At 28.8% G+C, this 20,964-nt stretch carries 20 protein-coding genes and 1 pseudogene; 20 read left to right on the forward strand and 1 reads right to left on the reverse strand.

Annotated elements, in window-relative coordinates:
* The first annotated feature begins 33 nt into the window (after positions 1–33).
* From Q3287_RS16115 to Q3287_RS16195, 17 genes are all read left to right on the forward strand, one after another.
* Positions 34–993 (forward strand): diguanylate cyclase, encoded by a 960-nt coding sequence (locus tag Q3287_RS16115; RefSeq protein ID WP_054275826.1) that lies wholly within the window; start codon positions 34–36, stop codon positions 991–993.
* A gap of 41 nt (positions 994–1,034) precedes the next feature.
* Positions 1,035–2,738: a methyl-accepting chemotaxis protein gene (locus Q3287_RS16120; protein WP_054269060.1), complete on the forward strand. Its 1,704-nt coding sequence runs from the start codon at positions 1,035–1,037 to the stop codon at positions 2,736–2,738.
* A 95-nt stretch (positions 2,739–2,833) separates the two neighbouring features.
* Positions 2,834–4,939: a chemotaxis protein CheW gene (locus Q3287_RS16125; RefSeq protein WP_407964410.1), complete on the forward strand. Its 2,106-nt coding sequence runs from the start codon at positions 2,834–2,836 to the stop codon at positions 4,937–4,939.
* Between the two features lie 13 nt (positions 4,940–4,952).
* Positions 4,953–5,393: a chemotaxis protein CheW gene (locus Q3287_RS16130; RefSeq protein ID WP_054275828.1), complete on the forward strand. Its 441-nt coding sequence runs from the start codon at positions 4,953–4,955 to the stop codon at positions 5,391–5,393.
* 35 nt (positions 5,394–5,428) lie between these two features.
* A complete protein-coding gene (locus Q3287_RS16135) occupies positions 5,429–6,232 on the forward strand; it encodes a CheR family methyltransferase (protein ID WP_407964411.1) in 804 nt (267 codons plus the stop codon).
* A 39-nt stretch (positions 6,233–6,271) separates the two neighbouring features.
* Complete coding sequence (locus Q3287_RS16140) at positions 6,272–6,853, forward strand: CheB methylesterase domain-containing protein (RefSeq protein WP_407964412.1); 582 nt, start codon at positions 6,272–6,274, stop codon at positions 6,851–6,853.
* Between the two features lie 121 nt (positions 6,854–6,974).
* A complete protein-coding gene (locus Q3287_RS16145; protein ID WP_407964413.1) occupies positions 6,975–7,838 on the forward strand; it encodes a DUF3298 and DUF4163 domain-containing protein in 864 nt (287 codons plus the stop codon).
* Positions 7,839–7,904: 66 nt separating this feature from the next.
* Positions 7,905–8,894, forward strand: coding sequence for an ornithine cyclodeaminase family protein (locus tag Q3287_RS16150; RefSeq protein ID WP_074179061.1), 990 nt, complete (start codon positions 7,905–7,907; stop codon positions 8,892–8,894).
* Positions 8,895–8,986: 92 nt separating this feature from the next.
* A complete protein-coding gene (locus Q3287_RS16155; protein ID WP_054269069.1) occupies positions 8,987–9,598 on the forward strand; it encodes a hypothetical protein in 612 nt (203 codons plus the stop codon).
* A gap of 425 nt (positions 9,599–10,023) precedes the next feature.
* Complete coding sequence (locus tag Q3287_RS16160) at positions 10,024–10,803, forward strand: DUF975 family protein (RefSeq protein ID WP_054275831.1); 780 nt, start codon at positions 10,024–10,026, stop codon at positions 10,801–10,803.
* A 203-nt stretch (positions 10,804–11,006) separates the two neighbouring features.
* Positions 11,007–11,366, forward strand: coding sequence for a BlaI/MecI/CopY family transcriptional regulator (locus Q3287_RS16165; RefSeq protein ID WP_054269071.1), 360 nt, complete (start codon positions 11,007–11,009; stop codon positions 11,364–11,366).
* Between the two features lie 10 nt (positions 11,367–11,376).
* The gene (locus Q3287_RS16170) at positions 11,377–12,780 is read left to right on the forward strand and encodes a M56 family metallopeptidase (RefSeq protein ID WP_407964414.1); all 1,404 of its coding nucleotides are present in this window, start codon (positions 11,377–11,379) and stop codon (positions 12,778–12,780) included.
* 208 nt (positions 12,781–12,988) lie between these two features.
* Entirely contained in the window at positions 12,989–13,384 is a 396-nt protein-coding gene (locus Q3287_RS16175) for a hypothetical protein (protein ID WP_054269073.1), read from the forward strand.
* A 191-nt stretch (positions 13,385–13,575) separates the two neighbouring features.
* The gene (locus tag Q3287_RS16180; RefSeq protein WP_054269074.1) at positions 13,576–13,986 is read left to right on the forward strand and encodes a hypothetical protein; all 411 of its coding nucleotides are present in this window, start codon (positions 13,576–13,578) and stop codon (positions 13,984–13,986) included.
* A gap of 699 nt (positions 13,987–14,685) precedes the next feature.
* A complete protein-coding gene (gene iorA / locus Q3287_RS16185) occupies positions 14,686–16,467 on the forward strand; it encodes an indolepyruvate ferredoxin oxidoreductase subunit alpha (protein WP_407964415.1) in 1,782 nt (593 codons plus the stop codon).
* On the forward strand, positions 16,467–17,042 hold the full coding sequence (locus Q3287_RS16190) for an indolepyruvate oxidoreductase subunit beta (RefSeq protein WP_054275834.1): 576 nt from the start codon (positions 16,467–16,469) through the stop codon (positions 17,040–17,042). The genes iorA and Q3287_RS16190 overlap by 1 nt, the downstream gene beginning before the upstream one ends.
* Before the next feature lie 464 nt (positions 17,043–17,506).
* Positions 17,507–18,163, forward strand: a complete 657-nt coding sequence (locus Q3287_RS16195; RefSeq protein ID WP_054269077.1) for a hypothetical protein — start codon at positions 17,507–17,509, stop codon at positions 18,161–18,163.
* A 354-nt stretch (positions 18,164–18,517) separates the two neighbouring features.
* Here Q3287_RS16195 and sleC read toward each other — a convergent pair whose 3' ends face one another.
* The gene (sleC, locus tag Q3287_RS16200; RefSeq protein ID WP_054269078.1) at positions 18,518–19,789 is read right to left on the reverse strand and encodes a spore cortex-lytic germination protein SleC; all 1,272 of its coding nucleotides are present in this window, start codon (positions 19,787–19,789) and stop codon (positions 18,518–18,520) included.
* Positions 19,790–20,046: 257 nt separating this feature from the next.
* On the opposite strand from sleC, the gene Q3287_RS16205 reads away from it, so the two are divergent.
* The 3 genes and pseudogenes from Q3287_RS16205 to Q3287_RS16215 all read left to right on the forward strand — a co-directional run.
* Positions 20,047–20,763, forward strand: a complete 717-nt coding sequence (locus tag Q3287_RS16205) for a PrsW family intramembrane metalloprotease (RefSeq protein WP_054269079.1) — start codon at positions 20,047–20,049, stop codon at positions 20,761–20,763.
* 27 nt (positions 20,764–20,790) lie between these two features.
* Positions 20,791–20,838, forward strand: a pseudogene (locus tag Q3287_RS16210) (bacteriocin); the annotation flags it as partial.
* Positions 20,839–20,840: 2 nt separating this feature from the next.
* On the forward strand, positions 20,841–20,964 hold a 124-nt coding region (locus tag Q3287_RS16215; protein WP_407815454.1), incomplete at its 3' end, for a hypothetical protein.

A 20,964-nucleotide genomic window follows, 5' to 3' on the forward strand; every position in this document is an offset into this window, starting at 1 on the left:
TTTTAATATATTATGTTTAAGAGAGGTTCGTATATGGAAAATAAGCAACAAGGAACAATTTTAGTCGTTGATGATAGTGTCCTAATGTGTGATTTAATAGATAAAACACTTACAAAAGATAATTTTAAGGTGAAAAAAGCATTTAATGCAATAGAAGCAAAAGAGTTTATTGAAGAATGTATACCAGATATTATTTTACTTGATATAATTTTACCAGACAACTCTGGATTTGATTTTTGTAAGGAAGTAAAATCTAATTTTCGCACAGCAGATATACCTATAATATTTATAACTTCAAAAAATGCAGATACGGATATAGTAAAGGGGTTTGGTGTAGGTGCAATAGATTATATGGTGAAGCCTTTTAGTATGACAGAATTAAAAGCTCGTATTATGGCTCACCTTGAAGTAAAGAAATCTCAAGATAAATTAAAAAAGATAAATAATGAGCTGGAGTCTTCTCTTGAAAAATTGAATAGACTCGTTGTAAGAGATTATCTTACAGGTCTTTATAATAGAAGACATATAATTAATCAACTTATGGAACAAAGAAGAATTAATAAGTATAATGAGGCTACAATATCTCTTATTCTAGGCGATATTGATGATTTCAAAGTTATTAATGATACTTATGGTCACGAAGCAGGTGATTTTGTATTGACAGTAATATCAAGTATAATAAAAAAGAATTGTAGACAGGTTGATACTGTATCAAGATGGGGTGGAGAAGAGTTTTTGATAATGCTTACAAATACTTCAATGGAAGGTGCTAAAATTCTTTCAGAAAGAATTCGCAAAGAAATAAAAGACTTTGAATTTAACTATAAAGAAAACAAAATAAGATGCACTATTACATTAGGAGTAGTAGAGGTAAACTCAAATATATCATTAGAAGAAAACATATCCTTAGCAGATAAAGCGATGTATGAGGGCAAAAACTTAGGAAAAGATTGTAGCGTAGTAAGTACAATGAAAGGATTAAAAAGGATATAAATTAATATCTTAATAAACTTACTTTATAAAGGAGTAGAGGTATGAAAAGAGAAGTAAAGCTTTCTAAATTAGCAATTGTATTGCTGATTATTATAGTAATGGCTGTTCTAGCAGGGATTTTTTCTTCAATTTCATCTTATAAAGCATTTGAGAAAGTGGAAAAAAGCATTAATGATATGAATAATTTGAGAACTCAAAGCCAGTATATAAAAGATACGACAAGAGAAGTAAGTGATGTATTAAGAAGATATGTCTTTACAGGCGATAAAAAAGATAAAGATACTTATGAAAAAGAGTTGTATGGAAAAACAAGAGAGTCAGCTTTAAATAAATTAGAAAGAATTGGTCTTACAAAAAGTGAATCAAATAAAATCTTAGAAGCGAAAGAAATATCTGATTCTTTGGTGCCAAGAGAACAAAGTGCTATAAAAGCAGTTGAAAATAATGATAAGAGCTTGGCACAGAGTATAATTTTTGGCAGTGAATATATAAACTCTCAAGAAAGAATGGATTCTTTAATAAATGAATTTCAAGAGAATATAGCTAATCGTTCAAATGCTGAAATTATAGAAGTTAAAAAAGAATTACAAAGCCTAATATTGAGAACAATATTTATACTTTCTCTACTAATAATATTGACAATAATAGAATATACAGTAATAAAATTAAAAATAGTAATTCCTATTAATAAAGTAGAAAAACACTTTTCAAGAATTGCATCTGGAGACTTAAGAACAAGTATAGATGTTGAAGAAAGTAAATCTGAAATAGGGATGTTGGTTGGTTCTGTTAAAAAGATGCAAAGTATGCTTTTAAATTATATAGACCTTATAGATAGTACACTAACTAGTATTGCAAAAGGAGATTTAAGAGTAGAGATAGACCAAGAATTTATAGGAGATTTTGAATCAATTAAAACATCATTAGAAAGTATAATAAACTCTTTTAATAGTGATTTTTCTGAAATAAATTTATCGGCAGAACAAGTTGCAAGTGCATCAGAACAAGTAGCAGCAGGTGCTCAAGCTCTTTCACAAGGGGCTACAGAACAAGCCAGTTCAGTGGAAGAATTAGCTTCTACAATTAATGAAATATCAGATGGAATTAAGAAGTGTGCAGATAGTGCTAGTCTTGCATGTGAAGTGTCTGACCAATCAGCACAACAAGTTAGTTTCGGAAGCAGATGTATGGATGATATGATGACTTCAATGGGTGAAATAAGTGAAAAATCCAGTGAAATATCAAAAATAATCAAAACAATAGATGAGATAGCTTTTCAAACTAATATTCTTGCATTAAATGCAGCTGTTGAAGCAGCAAGAGCAGGTCAATATGGTAGAGGATTCGCAGTTGTAGCAGATGAGGTTAGGTCTTTAGCTGGTAAAAGTGCAAAAGCAGCTCAAAATACTGCAATTCTCATAGAAGAGGCCATTAAGACGGTAGAAAATGGTGTTAAAATTGCCAAAGAGACTGCAAAGGCTTTGGATTTAGTGGTGAATGGTGTAGAAAAAACTACTGATTATATTAATGGAATTTCTTCATCTGTACATAGCCAAGAAATAGCAATTACACAGATTTTATCTGGAATAGAGCAAATTTCTATAGTAGTCCAAATGAACTCAGCAACAGCAGAGGAAAGTGCAGCAGCCTCAGAAGAGATGTCAGCTCAAGCACAAATTTTAAAAGAATTAGTAGAAAAATTTCATCTAAAGGAAAATGAGATAAAAGAATCATCATGGATTTAAATTATAAGATGTTATAGATAGTGTAAAATTATAACGTAAAATAGAAAATTATTTGTAGGCCGTAGGTGATAAATATGAATTATATTGAGCCGAGTATGAGACCAATGTTAGATATGTTTATATTTGAGACAAGTCTATTACTTGAACAGTTAGATGAAATTATTATTCAAATAGAAAAAGAAAAAGTGTTTAGTTACAGTAATATCAATGAAACATTTAGAATAATGCATACAATAAAGGGTTCAGCTTCTATGATGGGATTAGACAACATAGCTGCTTTAGCACATAGTGTAGAAGATTTATTTTATGTCATACGTGAAGAAAAGATAGAAGTTTTAGATAATGACTTTTTATTTGACTTGGTTTTTCAAGCTTTGGATTTTATAAGATGTGATATAGGTAAGTTGCAGTCAGGAGATTGCATATCTTCTGATTACTCTAACTTTATAGAAATAATCAAAGATTATGTAGGTACTTTGGAGTTATCAACTTCTATGGAATCAAAAAATAACACAAGCTTAGAAAGCACAGATGATAAAGAAATAATAGATTCAGTTTTTTCATACAAAGAAAATTCTGATATAGTAAAAATAATCTTTGAGCAAGATTGTATGATGGAAAATGTAAGAGCTTTTATGCTTATATTTGAACTTAGAGACTACTGTGAATTTATAAAATTTTATCCTAAAGATGTGGAAACAAATACAGAAGCAGCAGAATATATTAAAAAGGATGGGTTTTATATACAGTTTATTGCTAAAGATGACAAGAGTATAGTTTATAGAACTATACAAGATAATCTCTATGTAAAAGAATATATAAATATTAGTGAAGAAGATGTAGAAGTAAAAAGAACGCAAGATAATGGTGAAGTAGAAAATAAATTAAAAGACAATCAGGAAATAGGTATAGAATATCAGAATACTTATACAACAGAAGATGAGCTACAAGAAAGTATTTTAAAAGAAAAGATAGATACAGAAAAATATAATCTAAATGATGAAAATGAGCATTTGCCAATAAATAAACAGAATATTATGAGTGTAAATTTAGAAAAATTAGATTTACTTCAAAATATAGTTGGAGAAATTGTAATTATGGAATCAATGGTTGTAAATAGTGTAAATTCTACAGGTGTTGATATAGACAATTTCAATAAAGCAACAAGACAATTGCATAAACTTACGGATGAATTACAGGATATAGTAATGTCGATGCGTATGATTCAAATCTCTGGTGTATTTCAAAAGATGCATAGAATTGTACGAGATATGAATAAAAAATTAGATAAAAATGTAGAGCTAATAACCATAGGTGCAGAAACAGAAGTAGATAAAAATGTAATCGATAATTTAGCAGAACCATTTATGCACCTTATAAGAAATGCTATGGACCATGCAATAGAACCTATTGAAGAGCGTATAGCTAAAGGCAAGGAAGAAGTAGGAAAGATAGTACTATCTGCTGAAAACTTAGGTGGAGAAGCTATAATAAGTATTGCAGATGATGGTAGAGGTCTTATGAAAGATAAGATTTTAGCAAAAGCCAAGGAGCAAGGTATACTCAAACATTCAAGCAATGAATATACTGATGATGAGGTCAATTCTTTGATTATGACTCCAGGATTTTCTACAAAAGAATCCATAACTGAGTTTTCTGGTAGGGGAGTAGGCATGGATATTGTCCGAAAAAGTATTGAAAAGGTTGGAGGTTCAATTGAAGTAAAAAGCAAACAAGATGAAGGAACAACATTTACTATGAAAATACCACTGACTCTTTCTATAGTAGAAGGTATGGAGTTTAAAGTTGGAGATTCACTGTTTACTTTACCAATATCATCAATAAGGAGAACATTTAAACTTACAGATTTAAACCAAATAGTTACAGAAGGTAATACAAGAGAACTAATTATGATATATGGAGCATGTATTCCTATTATAAGGTTGCATAAAGTATATAATATTCAGACAGATGTAACTAACTTAATGCATGGGAATATGATAATTATTGAAAATGAGCAGAAAGCGGCATGTATTTTCGTTGATGAAATAATAGGAAATCAACAGGTTGTCGTAAAGCCATTTCCAGTTTATTTTAATAGATTCAATATGAAAAGCAATGGATTATCAGGATGCACAATACTTGGAGATGGAAGTATAAGCTTGATTATAGATGCAGATAACATTATGGAAATATATTAGGGGATTTAAAAGTATGTCTAAAGATGAAATTATTAAACAAGTATTAACATTTTATGTTAATGATGTTATTTATGGAATAGAATTAGAAAATGTGATTGAGACTATAAGATTTCAATCAATAACATGTGTACCATGTCTTCCAGAGTATATAATCGGAGTTATTAATTTACGTGGAAGGATAATACCTGTTATTAATATGCATATAAAATACAATCTTCCTGAGACTGATTATAATGAGAGAACATGTATAATAATTACAAAGGTTGATGAGTATCAAGTTGGAATTATTGTAGATAAAGTTGTCGATGTTATCCCTATAGAAAAGATAAATCTATTAGAGACAACTGATTCTAACAACATAAATACGAATAAAGATATAAAAGAAATTGCAAAAGTTGGAGATAATTCTATACTAATTTTAGATATTCGAAAGTTTTTGATTAACAACATGTAGTCAGTTTTGATAAATTAGCAGGAGGAATTTTTTGCATGATAAAGCTCACAGATGAAGAATTTATAATTCTTGTAAACCATATAAAAAAAGAATATGGTATTGATTTAAGCAAAAAAAGAGCACTAATTGAAGGTCGGTTATATAATACAATGATAGAGAAAAAATTTAGTTCTTTTAGTCAGTTTATGAATATATTATTTAAAGATAAGACAGGAAATGAGGCTATAAACTTAATAAATAGATTGAGTACCAATCATACATTTTTTATGAGAGAACCTCAACATTTTGAGTTTATACATGATAATATACTTCCTTTTTGGGAAGAAAACAATAAATTAAGAAACTTAAATATATGGAGTGCAGGTTGTTCTAGTGGAGAAGAAGCATATTCAATAGCTATGACTTTAGATGATTATTTTGGACATAATAAAAAATTGTGGAATATTAAGATTATAGCTACTGATATTTCAATGAATTCACTTGAAAAAGCTAAGAGGGCTACATATACAGAATTAAATGTTAATAATGTTCCTAATTTGTGGAAGAAGAAGTATTTTATAGATAATAAAGATGGTACATTTAAAATTTGTGATAAGATTAGAAAAAGCGTAACTTTTAAGCCCTTTAATCTAATGAACGATTTCTCATATCAACATTTTGATTTGATTTTTTGTAGAAATGTTATGATTTATTTCGATTTAAAAACTAGAGAAGAACTCATAAATAAATTTTATAGTGTAACTAAAAAAGATAGCTTTTTATTTGTAGGTCATGCAGAGATAATTAATAGAAGCAATACCAAATATAAATACGTAAGACCTGCTGTCTATAAAAAATAAAAGAGTATTTCTGATATATGACTTTGTGGAGGCGGTAATGTGGAACATTTTAATAATATGGTAATTGCTATAGGTGCATCTGTAGGCGGCACAGAAGCGATACTTGAAATTATAAAAGACTTGCCAAAATCGACACCAGGAGTTGTTGTAGTTCAACATATGCCGGCTATATTTACTGATATGTATGCACAACGGCTTGACAAGCAGTGTGTTATGAATGTAAGAGAAGCTAAAAATAATGATAGAGTAGAACGAGGAAATGTGTTAATTGCACCTGGGGGCTATCAGATGAAATTACATGTGAATAAAGATGGGTATTATGTAACTTGTGAAAAAGGTGAGAAAGTAAGTGGTCATTGTCCATCAGTAGACGTTTTATTTGATTCAGTTGCAGAAGTAGCAGGTAAAAATTCAATAGGCATAATACTTACAGGCATGGGTTCTGATGGTGCAAATGGACTTTTAAAAATGAGAGAAAAAGGTTCATTTACTATTGGACAAGATGAAAACTCTTGCATAGTATATGGAATGCCAATGGTGGCTTTTGATAGGGGTTCTGTTGTATTACAATTGCCACTTGATGAAATTTCAAACTGTTTGATTAGACATCTTAATATTTAAAAACGAAAAGATTAATTTTTTGTAAATAAAAAATTAATCTTTTATTAAATTATATGGATAAAAAACCCTAGAAACTCCAAATATAATAAGAGAGATTTATATTTAGGAGGAAAATGATAATATGAAATTTTTTAAAGGCGATATGAAAGCTAAAGTTTTAAGATATGTATTTGTTTTAACCTTGACTATAATAGCTGTTTTAGCAATTAAACATGACCATATATATAATAATTTAGGGAAAGATGCTTCGATTAATTTAGACAGAAATAAAGAAGCAGTAAGTGTTATGAATAATCAATCATTACCAAAGGATACTACAAGTAGCAAACAAACTTTATCAGTAAGTACAATAGGAAGTAAAACAATAGTGAAAAATGATGAATATCTAGAAAGTACTATAAATATGCCTATAATAACAAATTCAAATAAGATTGTTGAAAGGTCTACAAATGATAAAATAAAAAATGATATCTTTGAATTTTATAATAAATCATACACAGAAGCAAAGCAATATCTTAAGGATAATCCTGATGAAGAAAATAAGTTTGTTGCAAATGTAGATTTTGAACTTAAAAAGAATACTGACTCTGCTCTTAGTATAAAAGTAAGATATTATACTTATAGTGGCGGTGCACATGGATTTTATCAAGATATAGCATACAACGTGGATATGAGAACAGGAAAATTTTTAGAACTAATGGACTTATTTAAAGATAACACTAAATACAAGGAAGTTATAGATGAAGAAATTAAAAGACAAATAACTGAGATGGAAAAAAAAGACAAAGAAAATATCGGAATATACAATTTTAAAGGTATAAAAGAGAATCAAAATTTTTATTTGCAGGATGAGAATTTAGTTATGTATTTTGATTTATATGACATAACTCCATATGCAGCAGGAATACCAGAATTTTCAATAAACAAAAAATTAATAAGCTATATGTTAAAACCAGAATATGTAGATTTATTTAATTTGAAATAGAAATTTAAATTAAATGTTATGCTATAATATCTAGCATAGAGATTTATTAAAATTGGGGGTATAAAAATGCTACTTTTAAAAAAAGACGACATAAAAAAAGTATTTACAATGAGAGATGCAATTGAGGCTGATAAGGAAGCTTTTAGAATTTATTGTGAAGGAAAAAGTGTAAATCCTTTGAGAACCAATATACCAGTTCCAAGCCAAGATGCTAGTATGTTATTTATGCCAGGATATGTAGAAGAACTGGGATGTGGGGGAATAAAAATTGTATCTGTATTTCCTAAAAATGCTCAAAAAGGTAAACCAGTAATTCCAGCAACAGTATTACTATTAGATGGTGAAACTGGAGAAGTGAGTGCAGCTTTAGATGGAACTTATGTAACTCAGATTCGTACTGGGGCAGCATCTGGAGCAGCTATAGATGTATTGGCTAAAAAAGATTCTAAGATTGGGGCTTTGATTGGTCTAGGAGGACAAGGAGAACCACAACTTGAAGCTATGATAGAAGCTAGAGATTTGGATGAAGTAAGAGTGTTTAGTAGAAATAAGGAAAGTAGAGAAAAATTTGCAGAAGAAATGAATTTAAAATTAAGTAAATATAACACTAAAATAATTGCAGTTGAATCATCTGATGAAGCTATAGACAATGCAGATGTAATAGTCCTAGCTACTCCATCAAAACAGCCTGTACTTAACGGAAACTTAGTAAAAAAAGGAGCTTTAATAAGTGCAGTAGGTTCATATATGCCAGATATGCAAGAGTTGTGCCCAAGTTGTTTAACTAGAGCATCTAAGATATTTTTTGAATCAACAGATGCAGTTTTATCTGAATCAGGGGATATATTAATTCCATTAGAAGAAGGTAAAATAAGTAAAGATGATTTTAATGGTGATTTAGGTAATGTTATAAATGGGACTATTCCTGGAAGAGAAAGTGATGATGAAATAATTGTGTTTAAAACTGTCGGAATAGGTGTACAAGATGTCGTAACAGCGAAAAGAATATACGATAAAGCAAAAGAAAACGGTATTGGAATGGACTGGAAGTGGTAAAATTTTCAAAATAAATCTATAATTAGACAAAATTATGTTATAATGTTGATAAATAAATTTTTTTATTATCTTAGTTGAGGGAGGCTATTTGTATGAAAATGGTAAAAAAGTTAATATTATCTTCGATTATGGCTTTAGTTTTAGTTCTAACTATAGGGTGTTCTAATGCAGAAGAAAAAGTAAAGTCAAATTTTGAAGCTAATTTAGCCGCACTAGAAATGTATAAATATGACGAAAAGGGGATTTCTGACGCATTAACAGAAGTTGAATATAAACAAATTCAAACTTATAATAGCAAGGACAAGGTTTCAATGTTAGCTCAATTGACTCCTCTTTATGGTAAAGAAAATGCTGAAAAGATATATGACACAATTGTTAAGTTAATTCAAGGTGTTGAAAAGACTGTAACAGTAGATTCTTCTAGTAAGGATAAGATAACTTTAAAAGTTGTAAGTAAAGCATTAGATACTAGTAAAGTAATGTCTGAAGCAAATACTTTAGTAAAATCATATGTAACTGATGAAAAGAATTACAACAAAAAAGAAAAAGAAGTTCAAGATGATATGGCAAAAATGATTATAGACCTTTACAATAAAAAACCAACTAAGGATGTTACAACTTTAATTACATATACTAAAAAAGATGGTAAATGGCAACCACCAAGCAATATACAAAAATTATGTGAAGGAATATATACAATTTAATTTATTTTAAAGACACAAAAACTATCTTTTAAACATATAATAAAATGTTTGGGAGATAGTTTATTTTATTCTAAAAATATAAAATATATTTTATAAGTTATTTACTTATTTTATAAATTATATTTTATAAATGACTTATCTTGTTAAATAACTTATCTTGCCAAGTAATAAATAAATTTTTTACTAAATAAAGTACATTTAATATAATTTGTTTCAATATTTATTGTACAATCAAATTTATTTGGTATGTTTGCTAATTTTGACTATATAAAACTAACAATACAATTATGATATATCTTGATAAAACATGGTGAATAATTGTGTGTTATATAGTCGAAAATATGATATATTAATATTATATTATACGTTAAAAGTTTATTTATGTATTTTCAAAAAAGTTTTTATAAAATGAGAGGGGTGTTTTTATGGTATCAAGGCAAGAATTAAAAAGAGTGTCAAAAGCTCAATTGTCTGGAAACTGGGGTACATGTGCAATTGCTATGGCAGTATATATTGCAGTGATAGTATTAATATCAATTGTAGGATTGCCTTTTGAACCTTTAACTACTATTGTAGTAGCTATAATAGGGTTTTGCGTTGCAGCAGGATTTACATGCATGTTCTTGAAGATTACTAAAGATGAAAAAGTAAGAATAGGAAATATTTTTGTAAATGGAAGAATCTATTTAAGAAGTTTTGGACTTTATGTATTAGAATCAATAGCTGTTTATATTTATTCTTTTATAATCACAATTATAGGCGCATTTTTATCATTCGGTGTTTTACTTACTAGTGGAGCAATTGAATACCTATCAAGTGATAGTGTTGGTATAGGAACTATTATTTCTACTGGAATAACTTTAGTTCTTATAATATTTGTTCTTATGCTACCAGTTTATATATTGCTATTATATGTTTCTCAAGCTGCTTTTTTAATTTGTGAAGATAAAGATAACTTAGGTGTATTTAAAGCGATGGGTGCCAGTTTAGATATGATGAAAGGAAATGTACTTAAATTATTTGTACTAAACCTTAGCTTTATAGGATGGTATATACTGGCGATAGTTACTCTTGGAATAGGCTTATTATGGTTGATTCCATATGTAGGAGTTACTAACTGTAATTTTTACAGACAATTATTAAAAGAAAATCCAGATGTAGAGGATATATTATTGGATAAAGAAAAATCTTATTCTATGTATTAAGATAGTTTTACAGTTAAATAAAATGTATTTTTAACTTGAACATTAAAGTATAGCATGACAAAACTGTCTTTTATAAGAATTTTTTTCTTAAAAGGCAGTTTTTGTTATTAAAAAATAAATGGTTGACACAGTATAGACTATTATGATAGTTTTTAATTATAGTAATGACTATTGCGATAACCATATTTGAGGAGCGATTTTATATGGAAATAAAATTATTTGATTCAGAACTTAAAGTAATGGAGGTTCTATGGGAGATAGGAGAAAGTAAGGCAGGGGAGCTAGTAAAAATACTAAAAGAAGAAACAGGATGGAATAGAAATACTACGTATACAGTTATAAAAAAATTAGTAGCAAAAGGTGCAATAGAGAGAATTGAGCCAAATTTTGTTTGTAAAGCTTTAATAAGTAAAGAAGAAGTGCAAAAACAGGAAACAGAAACACTAATTAATAAAATGTTTGGAGGGTCTTCAGAAAAATTTCTTTCAGCTTTTATTAATAAAGAAAATCTTTCAAGTGATGATATTACAAAACTTAAGCAGATTGTCGAAAAATTAAAGTGAGGTAAGATTTATGTTCATTAAATTGTTAGAAATGAGTTTTACTTCTGGAGTTTTACTTTTAATTGTTATTTTCATAAGAGCATGTTTATTTAAAAAATTACCTAAGAAGGTATTTGTATTATTATGGTTGATTGTGTTGTTTAAACTTCTTATACCAGTAAGTTTAAACTCTGGTTTTAGTATTTATAGTATAATTGAATCCGCTTTTAATGTTGAATTAGGTGCTACATCAGCTGAAGATTACACTCTTAAGGAAGTTAGTAACTCTATAGGTAAGAATACTTCTAACAATAAAGTACTATCTGATATTGAGAATCTTACAATATTGGAGATGTTAGGTATTTTGTCTTTTGTGGTTACTATTATACTGAGCATGTTTTTATGCTCTAAGTATATTAAAATAATTAATCTTTTTAAAACTTCAATACATATAAAAAATCATGATTTTATTAAAAAATGGATATATGAAAATAGGTGTTTTAGAAAATTTATGGTTTGTGTATCTGAATTTACTAAGACACCACTTACATCTGGTATTTTAAAGCCACGTATTATTTTACCAAAACAAATGGATTATAGTAATAATCAGACTTTAAACTTTGTTTTGACTCATGAGATGGTCCATATTAACAGACTTGACAATATGTTGAAGTTGTTTATGCTTTTGGCTCTTGTTATTCATTGGTTTAATCCTTTAGTTTGGATAATGTTTTTTTTACTAAATAAGGACATAGAATTTAGTTGCGATGAAAAAGTAATGAATATGATTGGAGAAGAATATAGAGCTGATTATGCAACTGCACTGATAAGTTTAGCAGAAGAGAATAATCCATTTTCGATGGCAATTTACAATGGATTTGGAAAGACAAAGATAGAAGAGAGAATAGTTAATGTTATGAAGTTTAAAAAGTCAACTTATGTTACTTTTTTAGTTTCTACTGTATTAGTTTGTGGGACAAGTCTTGTTTTTGCAACAGGAAATAAGGAAATTAATGAAGTTGAATCTTTTGATTTAACAAAAAGTGAGCAAAGTAATAGAAGTGAATTTTCATTAAGCAATAAATCGACTGATTTGTATTCTTCAAATGAGGATTCTGATATTTCTGTCAGTGTGTCAAAAATATCTGTGAATAAAGAAAATGAACCTAAAAGTAATGAAGATGAATCCATGAATAAAGAAAGTAAATCTAAAAGTAATGAAGATGAGTCTGTAAATAAAGAAAGTAAATCTAATAGTAGTAAATACAAGTATGTAAATAAATCAAGTAATTACAATGATATATCTTATACTAATTCATCAAATTATTTAGTTCAGAAAAATGGTTATGATGAGAATGGTTTAGTTATATCAAGACAAGGAAATTTGTTGTCAGTCAGCAAAGTTCAATATAGAACTTCTGTAAAGGAACCTTAAATCCTAGTAATACAAGAGATTTAGAATTAAAATACTATCTTGAAATAAGTTTAATTATTTTGAGATAGTATTTTTTATTAAAAAAATTATAAAGATACTTGACACAAAGATGACTATCGTGATAGTCTAAAGGTATAGTTAATAACTATTGCAATAGTCACTGATAACTATTATACCTAAATAAATCTCTAAGAAAGGAAGATTGATTATGAAAATAAAAAAATCCCTTATAGGAACAATGATGGCAGCTGCTATAGTATTAGGAGGAACAGGGTCAATATTTGCAAATGAAAATAGTGATGTATCTAATATTACACTAGATAAGTTTGATTCTCTAATAAAAGCAGGAATAACTGACCCTGCTGACTTAGAAAAGTATGGAGTAGAGTATTATACTTATGAAGAGTATGCTAAGAATATTGAAGAGTTAAAAGCATATGCTAAAGACCCTAATGAAGTTAAAGATGTAAGTCAAGAAGACCTTGAAAAAACAATTAAAATAATGGAGCAAGATTTAGAGAAGATAAAAACTGAAGGATTAAAGATTATGAAACCTATCAGAATAGACAATGGAAATGGGCTTATAAGTTTCTGTGGTAGATAATGTACTAAGCTTACAATGCTAACATTTTTTATGCATACAATGAAATGTTAATAGCATTTATTAAAAAGTTTATAAAAATACTTGACACAAAAGTGACTATTATGATAGTCTAAAGATGTAGTTAATAACTATTGCAATAGTCACTGTCAACTACAATACCCAAATAAATCCCTAAGAAAGGAAGATTGGCTATGAAAATAAAAAAATCAATTATAAGCACAATGATGGTATCTGCTATGATACTAGGTGGAACTGGAGCAGTATTTGCAAATGGAAATGATTCATCTAAAATTACTTTACCTAAGTTTGAATCTTTAATGAAATCAGGAATAACTGACCCTGCTGAGTTAGAAAAGTATGGAGTAGAGTATTATACTTATGATGAATATGCTAAACATATTGAAGAAATGAAAGCATATGCTAAAGACCCTAATGAAGTTAAAGATGTAAGTCAAGAAGACCTTGAAAAAACAATTAAGATAATGGAACAAGAGTTAGAGAAAATAAAAACTGAAGGATTAAAAATTATGAAGCCTATCATTATAGAAAATGAAGATGGGTCTCAACTTGCTATTTCTTCAAATTATGTAGCAACTAATTAGTGTTAAATATAATCTCAAAGAATATCTTAAAACCCTAAATAAGCATGACTAAATACATTAGGCTACTGCGATGATATAAACATGTAGTTGATGATTATTTAAATATTCATTAACTACACTACCCAAATGAAGTTTAAGTTTGTTAAAGTGAAGTAAAAAAGTATTAAAAACTTAGACAAGTGCAATTGAACATATTGAGTGAGAGTAAAATGAGACTCAAATAAGTAATAAAAGAGCTAAAGTCTAAGTGAAAAAAGAAGTAAGAATTAGAGGAAAAACAGAATAAAAGTAAATCAAGTCAAAGTAAAAAGTATTAAACCCAATTTGTAATGTTAACATTTTTTAATGTATGTTAAGAAATGTTAACATTATTTTTTTTTATCTAAATTAATAATTATAATATTTAGAAAATTCTAACGAAAATTAAATGTTATTTATTAGATTCATTAAAAGTTAAAGAAAATAATCGATTTAGCATTTTTAAGAGGGGTTTTAAAATTTTTAGACTTCTTGGCATAGCAATTGCTTAATATATAAATTAAATAATATGATTATAAATTTGTGGATTAATTTTATCATTACTTACTTATTAATATATAGACCATATTGATAATAAGTATATGTTGATGGCTTTTAAAGTGTATCGCTAACAAATACACTAAGCTATTAGAGGAGTATTATTTCTAAGGGGGGAGAATCATGAAACAATTGCTTACAGGAAATGAGGCAGTAGCACGTGGAGCTTACGAAGCAGGTATATCTTATGCAGCTGCTTATCCAGGAACACCAAGTACCGAAATACTAGAAAATATAGCACTGTATAAAGATGACATAATTGCAGAGTGGGCACCAAATGAAAAAGTTGCAGTAGAGTCTGCAATAGGGGCATCTATTGCAGGAGGAAGAGCACTTGCGGCTATGAAACATGTTGGAGTAAATGTCGCAGCAGACCCAATATTTACGTATGCATATATGGGGGTAAATGGTGCAATGATTATTGTGTCAGGGGATGACCCTGGAATGCATTCATCACAAAATGAACAAGATAATAGACATTATGCTAAATTTGCAAAAATAGCTATGGTAGAACCGAGCAATAGCCAAGAATGTAAAGATATGTTAAAGGCAGCTGTTGAAATAAGTGAAAAATATGATACTACAGTTTTATTTAGAATGGTTACAAGAGTATGCCATAGTAAAGGTCTCGTTGAGTTAGGAGAAAAAGAAGAAACAGTTGTAAAGAAATATGAAAGAAATCTTTCTAAATTTGATGCTATACCAGCTACTTCAAGAGTACTTAGAGTTAAGCTTGAAGATAGATTAAAAAAACTTGAGGAGTTCTCTAATGAAACAGATTTAAACTTTATAGAATGGAATGACAAAAAAATTGGTGTAATAACTTCAGGTGCTTCTTATGAGTATGCTAAAGATGTGTTTGGAGATACTGTATCATACTTAAAATTAGGATTTACATATCCTCTTCCAACTAAGAAAATTAGGGAGTTCACAGAACAAGTAGAGACTGTTTATGTAATTGAAGAATTAGAACCTTATATAGAAGAACATTTAAAAGAGAATAACATACCTTGTATTGGAAAGGAAAAGATACCTAATATTGGGGAGTTAAACCCAGATATCATAGCACAATCAATCTTGGGAGAAAAAAGGGAGCTAATAGAATACAGTAAAGAAAAGATAGTAGGTAGACCACCAACATTATGTGCAGGATGTCCACACAGAGGATTTTTCTATGAGTTAGGAAAAATTAAAAATGTACTTATAAGTGGAGATATAGGATGTTATGGACTTGGAGGAGCAGAACCTTTAAATGCTAAGGATACTTGTATATGTATGGGAGGAGGTCCAGGAGTAGCTCATGGAGCACAAAAAATATTTACTAAAAATAATATTAATATGAGAACTATAAGTACAATAGGAGATTCAACATTCTTCCATACAGGGATAAATGGACTTATAGATATAATATACAATAAAAGCAATACTGTAACATGTATTCTTGATAACAGGATTACTGGTATGACAGGGCATCAAGAGAATCCTGGGACAGGATTTTCATTACAAGGTGATGTTACTGAAATGATGGATATTGAGACTATAGTAAAAGCTTTAGGATGTAAGAATGTAAAAGTTGTAAATCCTAATAAGTTAGATGAAGCTAAAGGAGCATTGGATTGGGCTTTATCAATTGAGGAACCATCAGTAATAATTACAAGATGGCCATGTGCATTAAAAAAATTTACTGAAGATGATAAAAAGAGATTTGACCTTATACCATCAGTTTGTAGTGTAGATGATGAAAAGTGCATTGGATGTAAGAAATGTCTTACAACAGGATGTCCTGCTTTGAGATTTGATAAATCTAAAAAGAAATCAAGTATAAATCAAGCTCAATGTGTAGGTTGTACAGTGTGTGCACAAGTATGTCCAGTAAATGCTATAAAAAAGGTTGGTGAAGAATAATGAAAAAGGTTAAAAATGTATTGCTATCAGGTGTAGGAGGTCAAGGTACTGTTTTAGCAAGTAAAATACTTTCTGCTGGTCTTATTGATGCTGGATATGATGTTAAGATGTCAGAAGTTCATGGAATGGCTCAAAGAGGGGGAAGTGTAACAACTCAAGTTAGATATGGTGAAAAAGTACACTCTCCTATACTTGGTAAGGGCGATGTTGATGTATTAGTTTCATTTGAAACTATGGAAGCTTTGAGATATCTTGATTTTCTAAAACCTGATGGCAAATTAGTAGTGAATGATTATGAGATGCCTTCAGCACCAATTTTAACAGGTAGAGTGGATTATCCTGAAAATATAATAGATGATATTAAAGAAAAAGTGGATGTAACAGTGATAAAGGCAGTTGATATTGCAAGAGGTCTTGGAAATGAAAAAGTTATGAATGTGGTCCTTTTAGGAGCTTTGATTAAGGCTCTACAGATAGAGGATGATATAGATTGGGAAAAAGTAGTGTCACAACAGGTCAAACCTAAGTTTATAGAAATTAATATAAAAGCTTTAAAAGAAGGGATGAATGCCTAAAAATAAAATGATAAGTATGTAAATAAAACTAGTTGAAAACTAGATAAAGGGTTAGGGTGGAAATCAATTACAAAACAAATTATATGGTGATTGTAAATAAAACTAGTTGAAAGCTAGACAAAGGGTTAGGGTGGAAATCAATTGTAAAATAGATTATAGGGTGATTGTAAATAAAACTAGTTGAAAACTAGATAAAGGGTTAGGGTGGAAATCAATTACAAAATAAATTATAGGGTAATTGTAAATAAGATTAGTTGTAAAGTAGATAAATAAAGGGTTAGGGTAAAATATAAATAAAAATTAAGATTAAAATACAATCATTTAAGAGTAAGATTTTATAAATTTAAATATGGAAAATGAATATCTAATAAGCAATGGTTAATAAATAATTACAAATAAATTGTAAATTAAATAAATCTTTGACAGGAAGGAGAACTATTTATATATTAAATAGTATTTATAATATGAAAAAAGGCGATTTTATATGGATTGGAGTTCTTATTTGTATTATTGCTATCTTAGCGATACCAAGTAGTAGAGAAGTGTTTATGGCAGCAACAGGTGCACATCCATATATTGGAGGTTTTTTCAAGTTTGCTGTACTAGCTACAATGGGAGATTTACTTGGTGCTAGAATCTTGCATAAAGACTGGAAAATACCAGTAGGGGTCTTTTACAGAGCAATAGTTTGGGGAATAATAGGTATAGTTACAACATATGCGATGTCAATCTACTCAGCAGGTGTAGGTCAAGCACAAGTAGATGGTATGCTTCCTTTTGAGGGAATAGCCTTTGCTAATGCTTTGTTTAAGAGTGCAACTATGAACATACTAATGTCACCAACTGTGTTTTTATTCCATAAGGTTATGGATTGTTTTATAGACAAAAAATATGAAGTTGAAAAAGGGATTAAGGTAACACTTAAAGATGTGGTAAATGTAGTGGATTGGAATGCTTATCTTGGTTTTAGTGTTTTAAAAACTATACCATTTTTCTGGATACCATGCCATACAATTGTATTCTTATTCCCTGCTGAATATAGAGTAATTGCCTCTGCATTTGCATCTATAGCTTTAGGTCTAATATTAGCTTTAGCCAATAAATCTAAGGTTACAAATTAAGTTTATTGATGAATCAAAAATATTATTTAAACTAGGAATAATCTTTTAAAATAATAATCTTTAAAATAGTATTACTTAGAATAACTAAGCAATATTTTCATTATGAAGCAACATTTTACTAAAATTAAAAATAAATATACAATTTCAAAGAAAACTAAATTTGCGAGTACTGTTTTTAAGAAGCTTAAAATCCCCCATTTAAAGTTTTAAGATTCTAAAACAATAAGTTATAACTACAAAAATGGCTGTTAGGACTATAATACTTATAAGTTAGAATACTTATAGTATAGATTAGTTCATAACAGCCATTTTTTATTTTGAATCGATAATCTAAAATAAATTCTAAATCAAACTTTAAATTAAAGGGTTTAAAGAAGCTATTCTAGTTGTAGCCACGTAAACTCTAGATATTTCATACCATGTTTTAAAGTCTACCACTCCACTTTGAGGTAAACCAAAGATTCCTTGGAATATTCTAACTGCATTTTCTGTGTCTGTTCCATATATACCATCTTCTATTACCTTTGGTATAGCTGGGTAAGAGTTGGATATGGCATTTAACTGATTCTGTATAGTTCTAACATATTGTCCAGTAGAACCAACTTGTAATGTAGTCCCAGGGAATGATACAGGGACACCACTTACTATAGGCGCTCTTTCAAATACTATCTCATCTCCATAATAATATCTTAGTATGCTTTCGTAGTCGTATCCTTGGTCACCTAAATCTTTACTTCCCCATTGAGTCATTTGGTTAGGACATTGAGATTTTTGACCATCGCAATATTGTGCTAATAGTGGTTGCCTTGCAGTAGGAGGTCTTTTTATAAATGTGTTAAATATTGCATCTACAACTACATTAATTGGTTCAAATAAGTTTCTGTTGTTTATAAATTTATGGTCATATGCAGTTGATGAAGTTATTGTAAAATTATATCCTTTATTTCGATACCACTCAGTAAATACCCTATTTAAAGTAAATGATATTATAGCTATTACATTTGCATAGATTGTCTGTTGAGGCCAAGTTGAATATATTTCAGATGAGGCTATGTTTTTAATGTACTCTTTAAATTGAATCCAATAGTTTGGAGCTGATGAATCTTCTGGCAAACCATCATGAACTACTATAAATTCAGGTACTACAGGGTTATCCAATACAACAAAACCAGTAGGAGGAGGTAATGGCTTTGAGTTACTTTCTGGAATTTTAGGAGGATAAGTACCGTATAGGGTATGTTCTCCTATATCAAAAATCAATTCACTTTGTCTTGAGAAAGAACGTTTACTTCTTGTTCTAGGAAACATGGGAACTCCCTGTCTCGCTTCAATTGTAGCTAATAATTGCGTTCCTTCTATGACAACTGTTTCATATCCATCTGCTATGGCTTCTACTATATACTGGCTGTAAGGTCTAACATCAGATGGTTGTAGAGAGTAATCTACATCTGGTGCTGGTAATACTAATCCAGTCACTTGACCAGATTCATTACTCGTTAGGTTTTGGTATAAAGTTGATGAGCTTTGGCTACCATTAGACATTGAATATATGTTTACTGTTGCATTTTGAATAGGTCTATTGTTAGTAGCATCGATTATACTTACTGTTAAGAAACCATCTTGCATCAAATCACCCTTTCTTTAAATGAATTTAGTTCCCTTATATTTCAAGATATGAATATAGCTTGAGATTTGTTAAATAATATAGATATAAATTTAAATTTTTTAAAATATTTTAGTATATTTGACTTTGAATAATTTAATGTCTATTTTAGAGTGTATTTAAAACAAAATAAGCTAAAAATAAATAGATGCTATAAAGAAGAAATGAATTAAGAATTTTGAACAGAAGTGAATTAAAAATTTTGAAAGGAAAATAGTCTATGAAGCTGGATTTATTTTTATTGGCAATAGTTCCTATATTGATAGGGCTATTTTGGATAAGGTCTAAAGATAAATATTGTAGAGAGCCTTTAATTCATTTAATTAAATTTTTTTTAATAGGTGCTTTTTTAAGTATTATAATTATACTTTTAGAAAATTTACTGATGAAATTTAATGTATTTGAAGGATATTCAGAACTAATATATGTATCATTTGTAGTTGCAGGGCTTGTAGAAGAAGGTGTAAAAGCTCTAATACTAATCCCTGCACTAATTAAAGAAAAACATTTTACCGAAAAGTTAGATGGTATTATTTACTCTGTATTTTTATCTTTGGGATTTGCAACAATTGAGAATATAGTCTATATTTTTTCTGAAAGTGGTAATTTAGCCCTTCAAGTTGGTATTAATAGAGCGATTATCTCTATTCCAGCTCATGTAATGTTTGCTATTACTATGGGATATTATATCTCTAAGTATAAGTTTGAAGGAAATAAAAACAAGAGACGTGAGTACTTATTTATGGCTGTATTGATTCCAATTTTATTACATGGAGTTTTTGATTTTATATTGATGATAGAATATAGATGGGCTATTATATTACTTATAGTTTATGTGATAATTTTGTGGAAGGTAAATCTTGATAAACTTGATAAATATATGAATCACTCTAAAAAAGTGTTTTTCGGTAATCTTAAGAAAAAGAAAAGAAAATAGAGTTCAAGCAAAAGACATAAACAGTTAAAAGAAATAAATGACAAACAAACGAAGCAGATTGAAGGGGGATTATAAATTTGGCGAATTTACCAGAAGAATTTTTAGAAGATATTAGAGAAATACTACAGGATGAATATGATGATTTTATAAAAAGTTATGATGAAGATAAGACTACTGGTCTTAGAATAAATACATTAAAAA

The organism is Clostridioides sp. GD02404, from assembly GCF_045898275.1.
Classification (GTDB): domain Bacteria; phylum Bacillota; class Clostridia; order Peptostreptococcales; family Peptostreptococcaceae; genus Clostridioides; species Clostridioides difficile_A.

Bases quoted from the DNA above. Each gene is read 5' to 3' on its own strand.
- Q3287_RS16150 (WP_074179061.1), top strand. From the start codon at position 7,905: ATGCTACTTTTAAAAAAAGACGACATAAAAAAAGTATTTACAATGAGA.
- Q3287_RS16170 (WP_407964414.1), top strand. From the start codon at position 11,377: ATGTTCATTAAATTGTTAGAAATGAGTTTTACTTCTGGAGTTTTACTT.
- Q3287_RS16180 (WP_054269074.1), top strand. From the start codon at position 13,576: ATGAAAATAAAAAAATCAATTATAAGCACAATGATGGTATCTGCTATG.
- Q3287_RS16125 (WP_407964410.1), top strand. From the start codon at position 2,834: ATGAGACCAATGTTAGATATGTTTATATTTGAGACAAGTCTATTACTT.
- Q3287_RS16130 (WP_054275828.1), top strand. From the start codon at position 4,953: ATGTCTAAAGATGAAATTATTAAACAAGTATTAACATTTTATGTTAAT.
- Q3287_RS16165 (WP_054269071.1), top strand. From the start codon at position 11,007: ATGGAAATAAAATTATTTGATTCAGAACTTAAAGTAATGGAGGTTCTA.
- Q3287_RS16205 (WP_054269079.1), top strand. From the start codon at position 20,047: ATGAAGCTGGATTTATTTTTATTGGCAATAGTTCCTATATTGATAGGG.
- Q3287_RS16175 (WP_054269073.1), top strand. From the start codon at position 12,989: ATGAAAATAAAAAAATCCCTTATAGGAACAATGATGGCAGCTGCTATA.
- Q3287_RS16155 (WP_054269069.1), top strand. From the start codon at position 8,987: ATGAAAATGGTAAAAAAGTTAATATTATCTTCGATTATGGCTTTAGTT.
- Q3287_RS16120 (WP_054269060.1), top strand. From the start codon at position 1,035: ATGAAAAGAGAAGTAAAGCTTTCTAAATTAGCAATTGTATTGCTGATT.
- Q3287_RS16190 (WP_054275834.1), top strand. From the start codon at position 16,467: ATGAAAAAGGTTAAAAATGTATTGCTATCAGGTGTAGGAGGTCAAGGT.
- Q3287_RS16135 (WP_407964411.1), top strand. From the start codon at position 5,429: ATGATAAAGCTCACAGATGAAGAATTTATAATTCTTGTAAACCATATA.
- Q3287_RS16145 (WP_407964413.1), top strand. From the start codon at position 6,975: ATGAAATTTTTTAAAGGCGATATGAAAGCTAAAGTTTTAAGATATGTA.
- sleC (WP_054269078.1), bottom strand. From the start codon at position 19,789: ATGCAAGATGGTTTCTTAACAGTAAGTATAATCGATGCTACTAACAAT.
- iorA (WP_407964415.1), top strand. From the start codon at position 14,686: ATGAAACAATTGCTTACAGGAAATGAGGCAGTAGCACGTGGAGCTTAC.
- Q3287_RS16160 (WP_054275831.1), top strand. From the start codon at position 10,024: ATGGTATCAAGGCAAGAATTAAAAAGAGTGTCAAAAGCTCAATTGTCT.
- Q3287_RS16115 (WP_054275826.1), top strand. From the start codon at position 34: ATGGAAAATAAGCAACAAGGAACAATTTTAGTCGTTGATGATAGTGTC.
- Q3287_RS16195 (WP_054269077.1), top strand. From the start codon at position 17,507: ATGAAAAAAGGCGATTTTATATGGATTGGAGTTCTTATTTGTATTATT.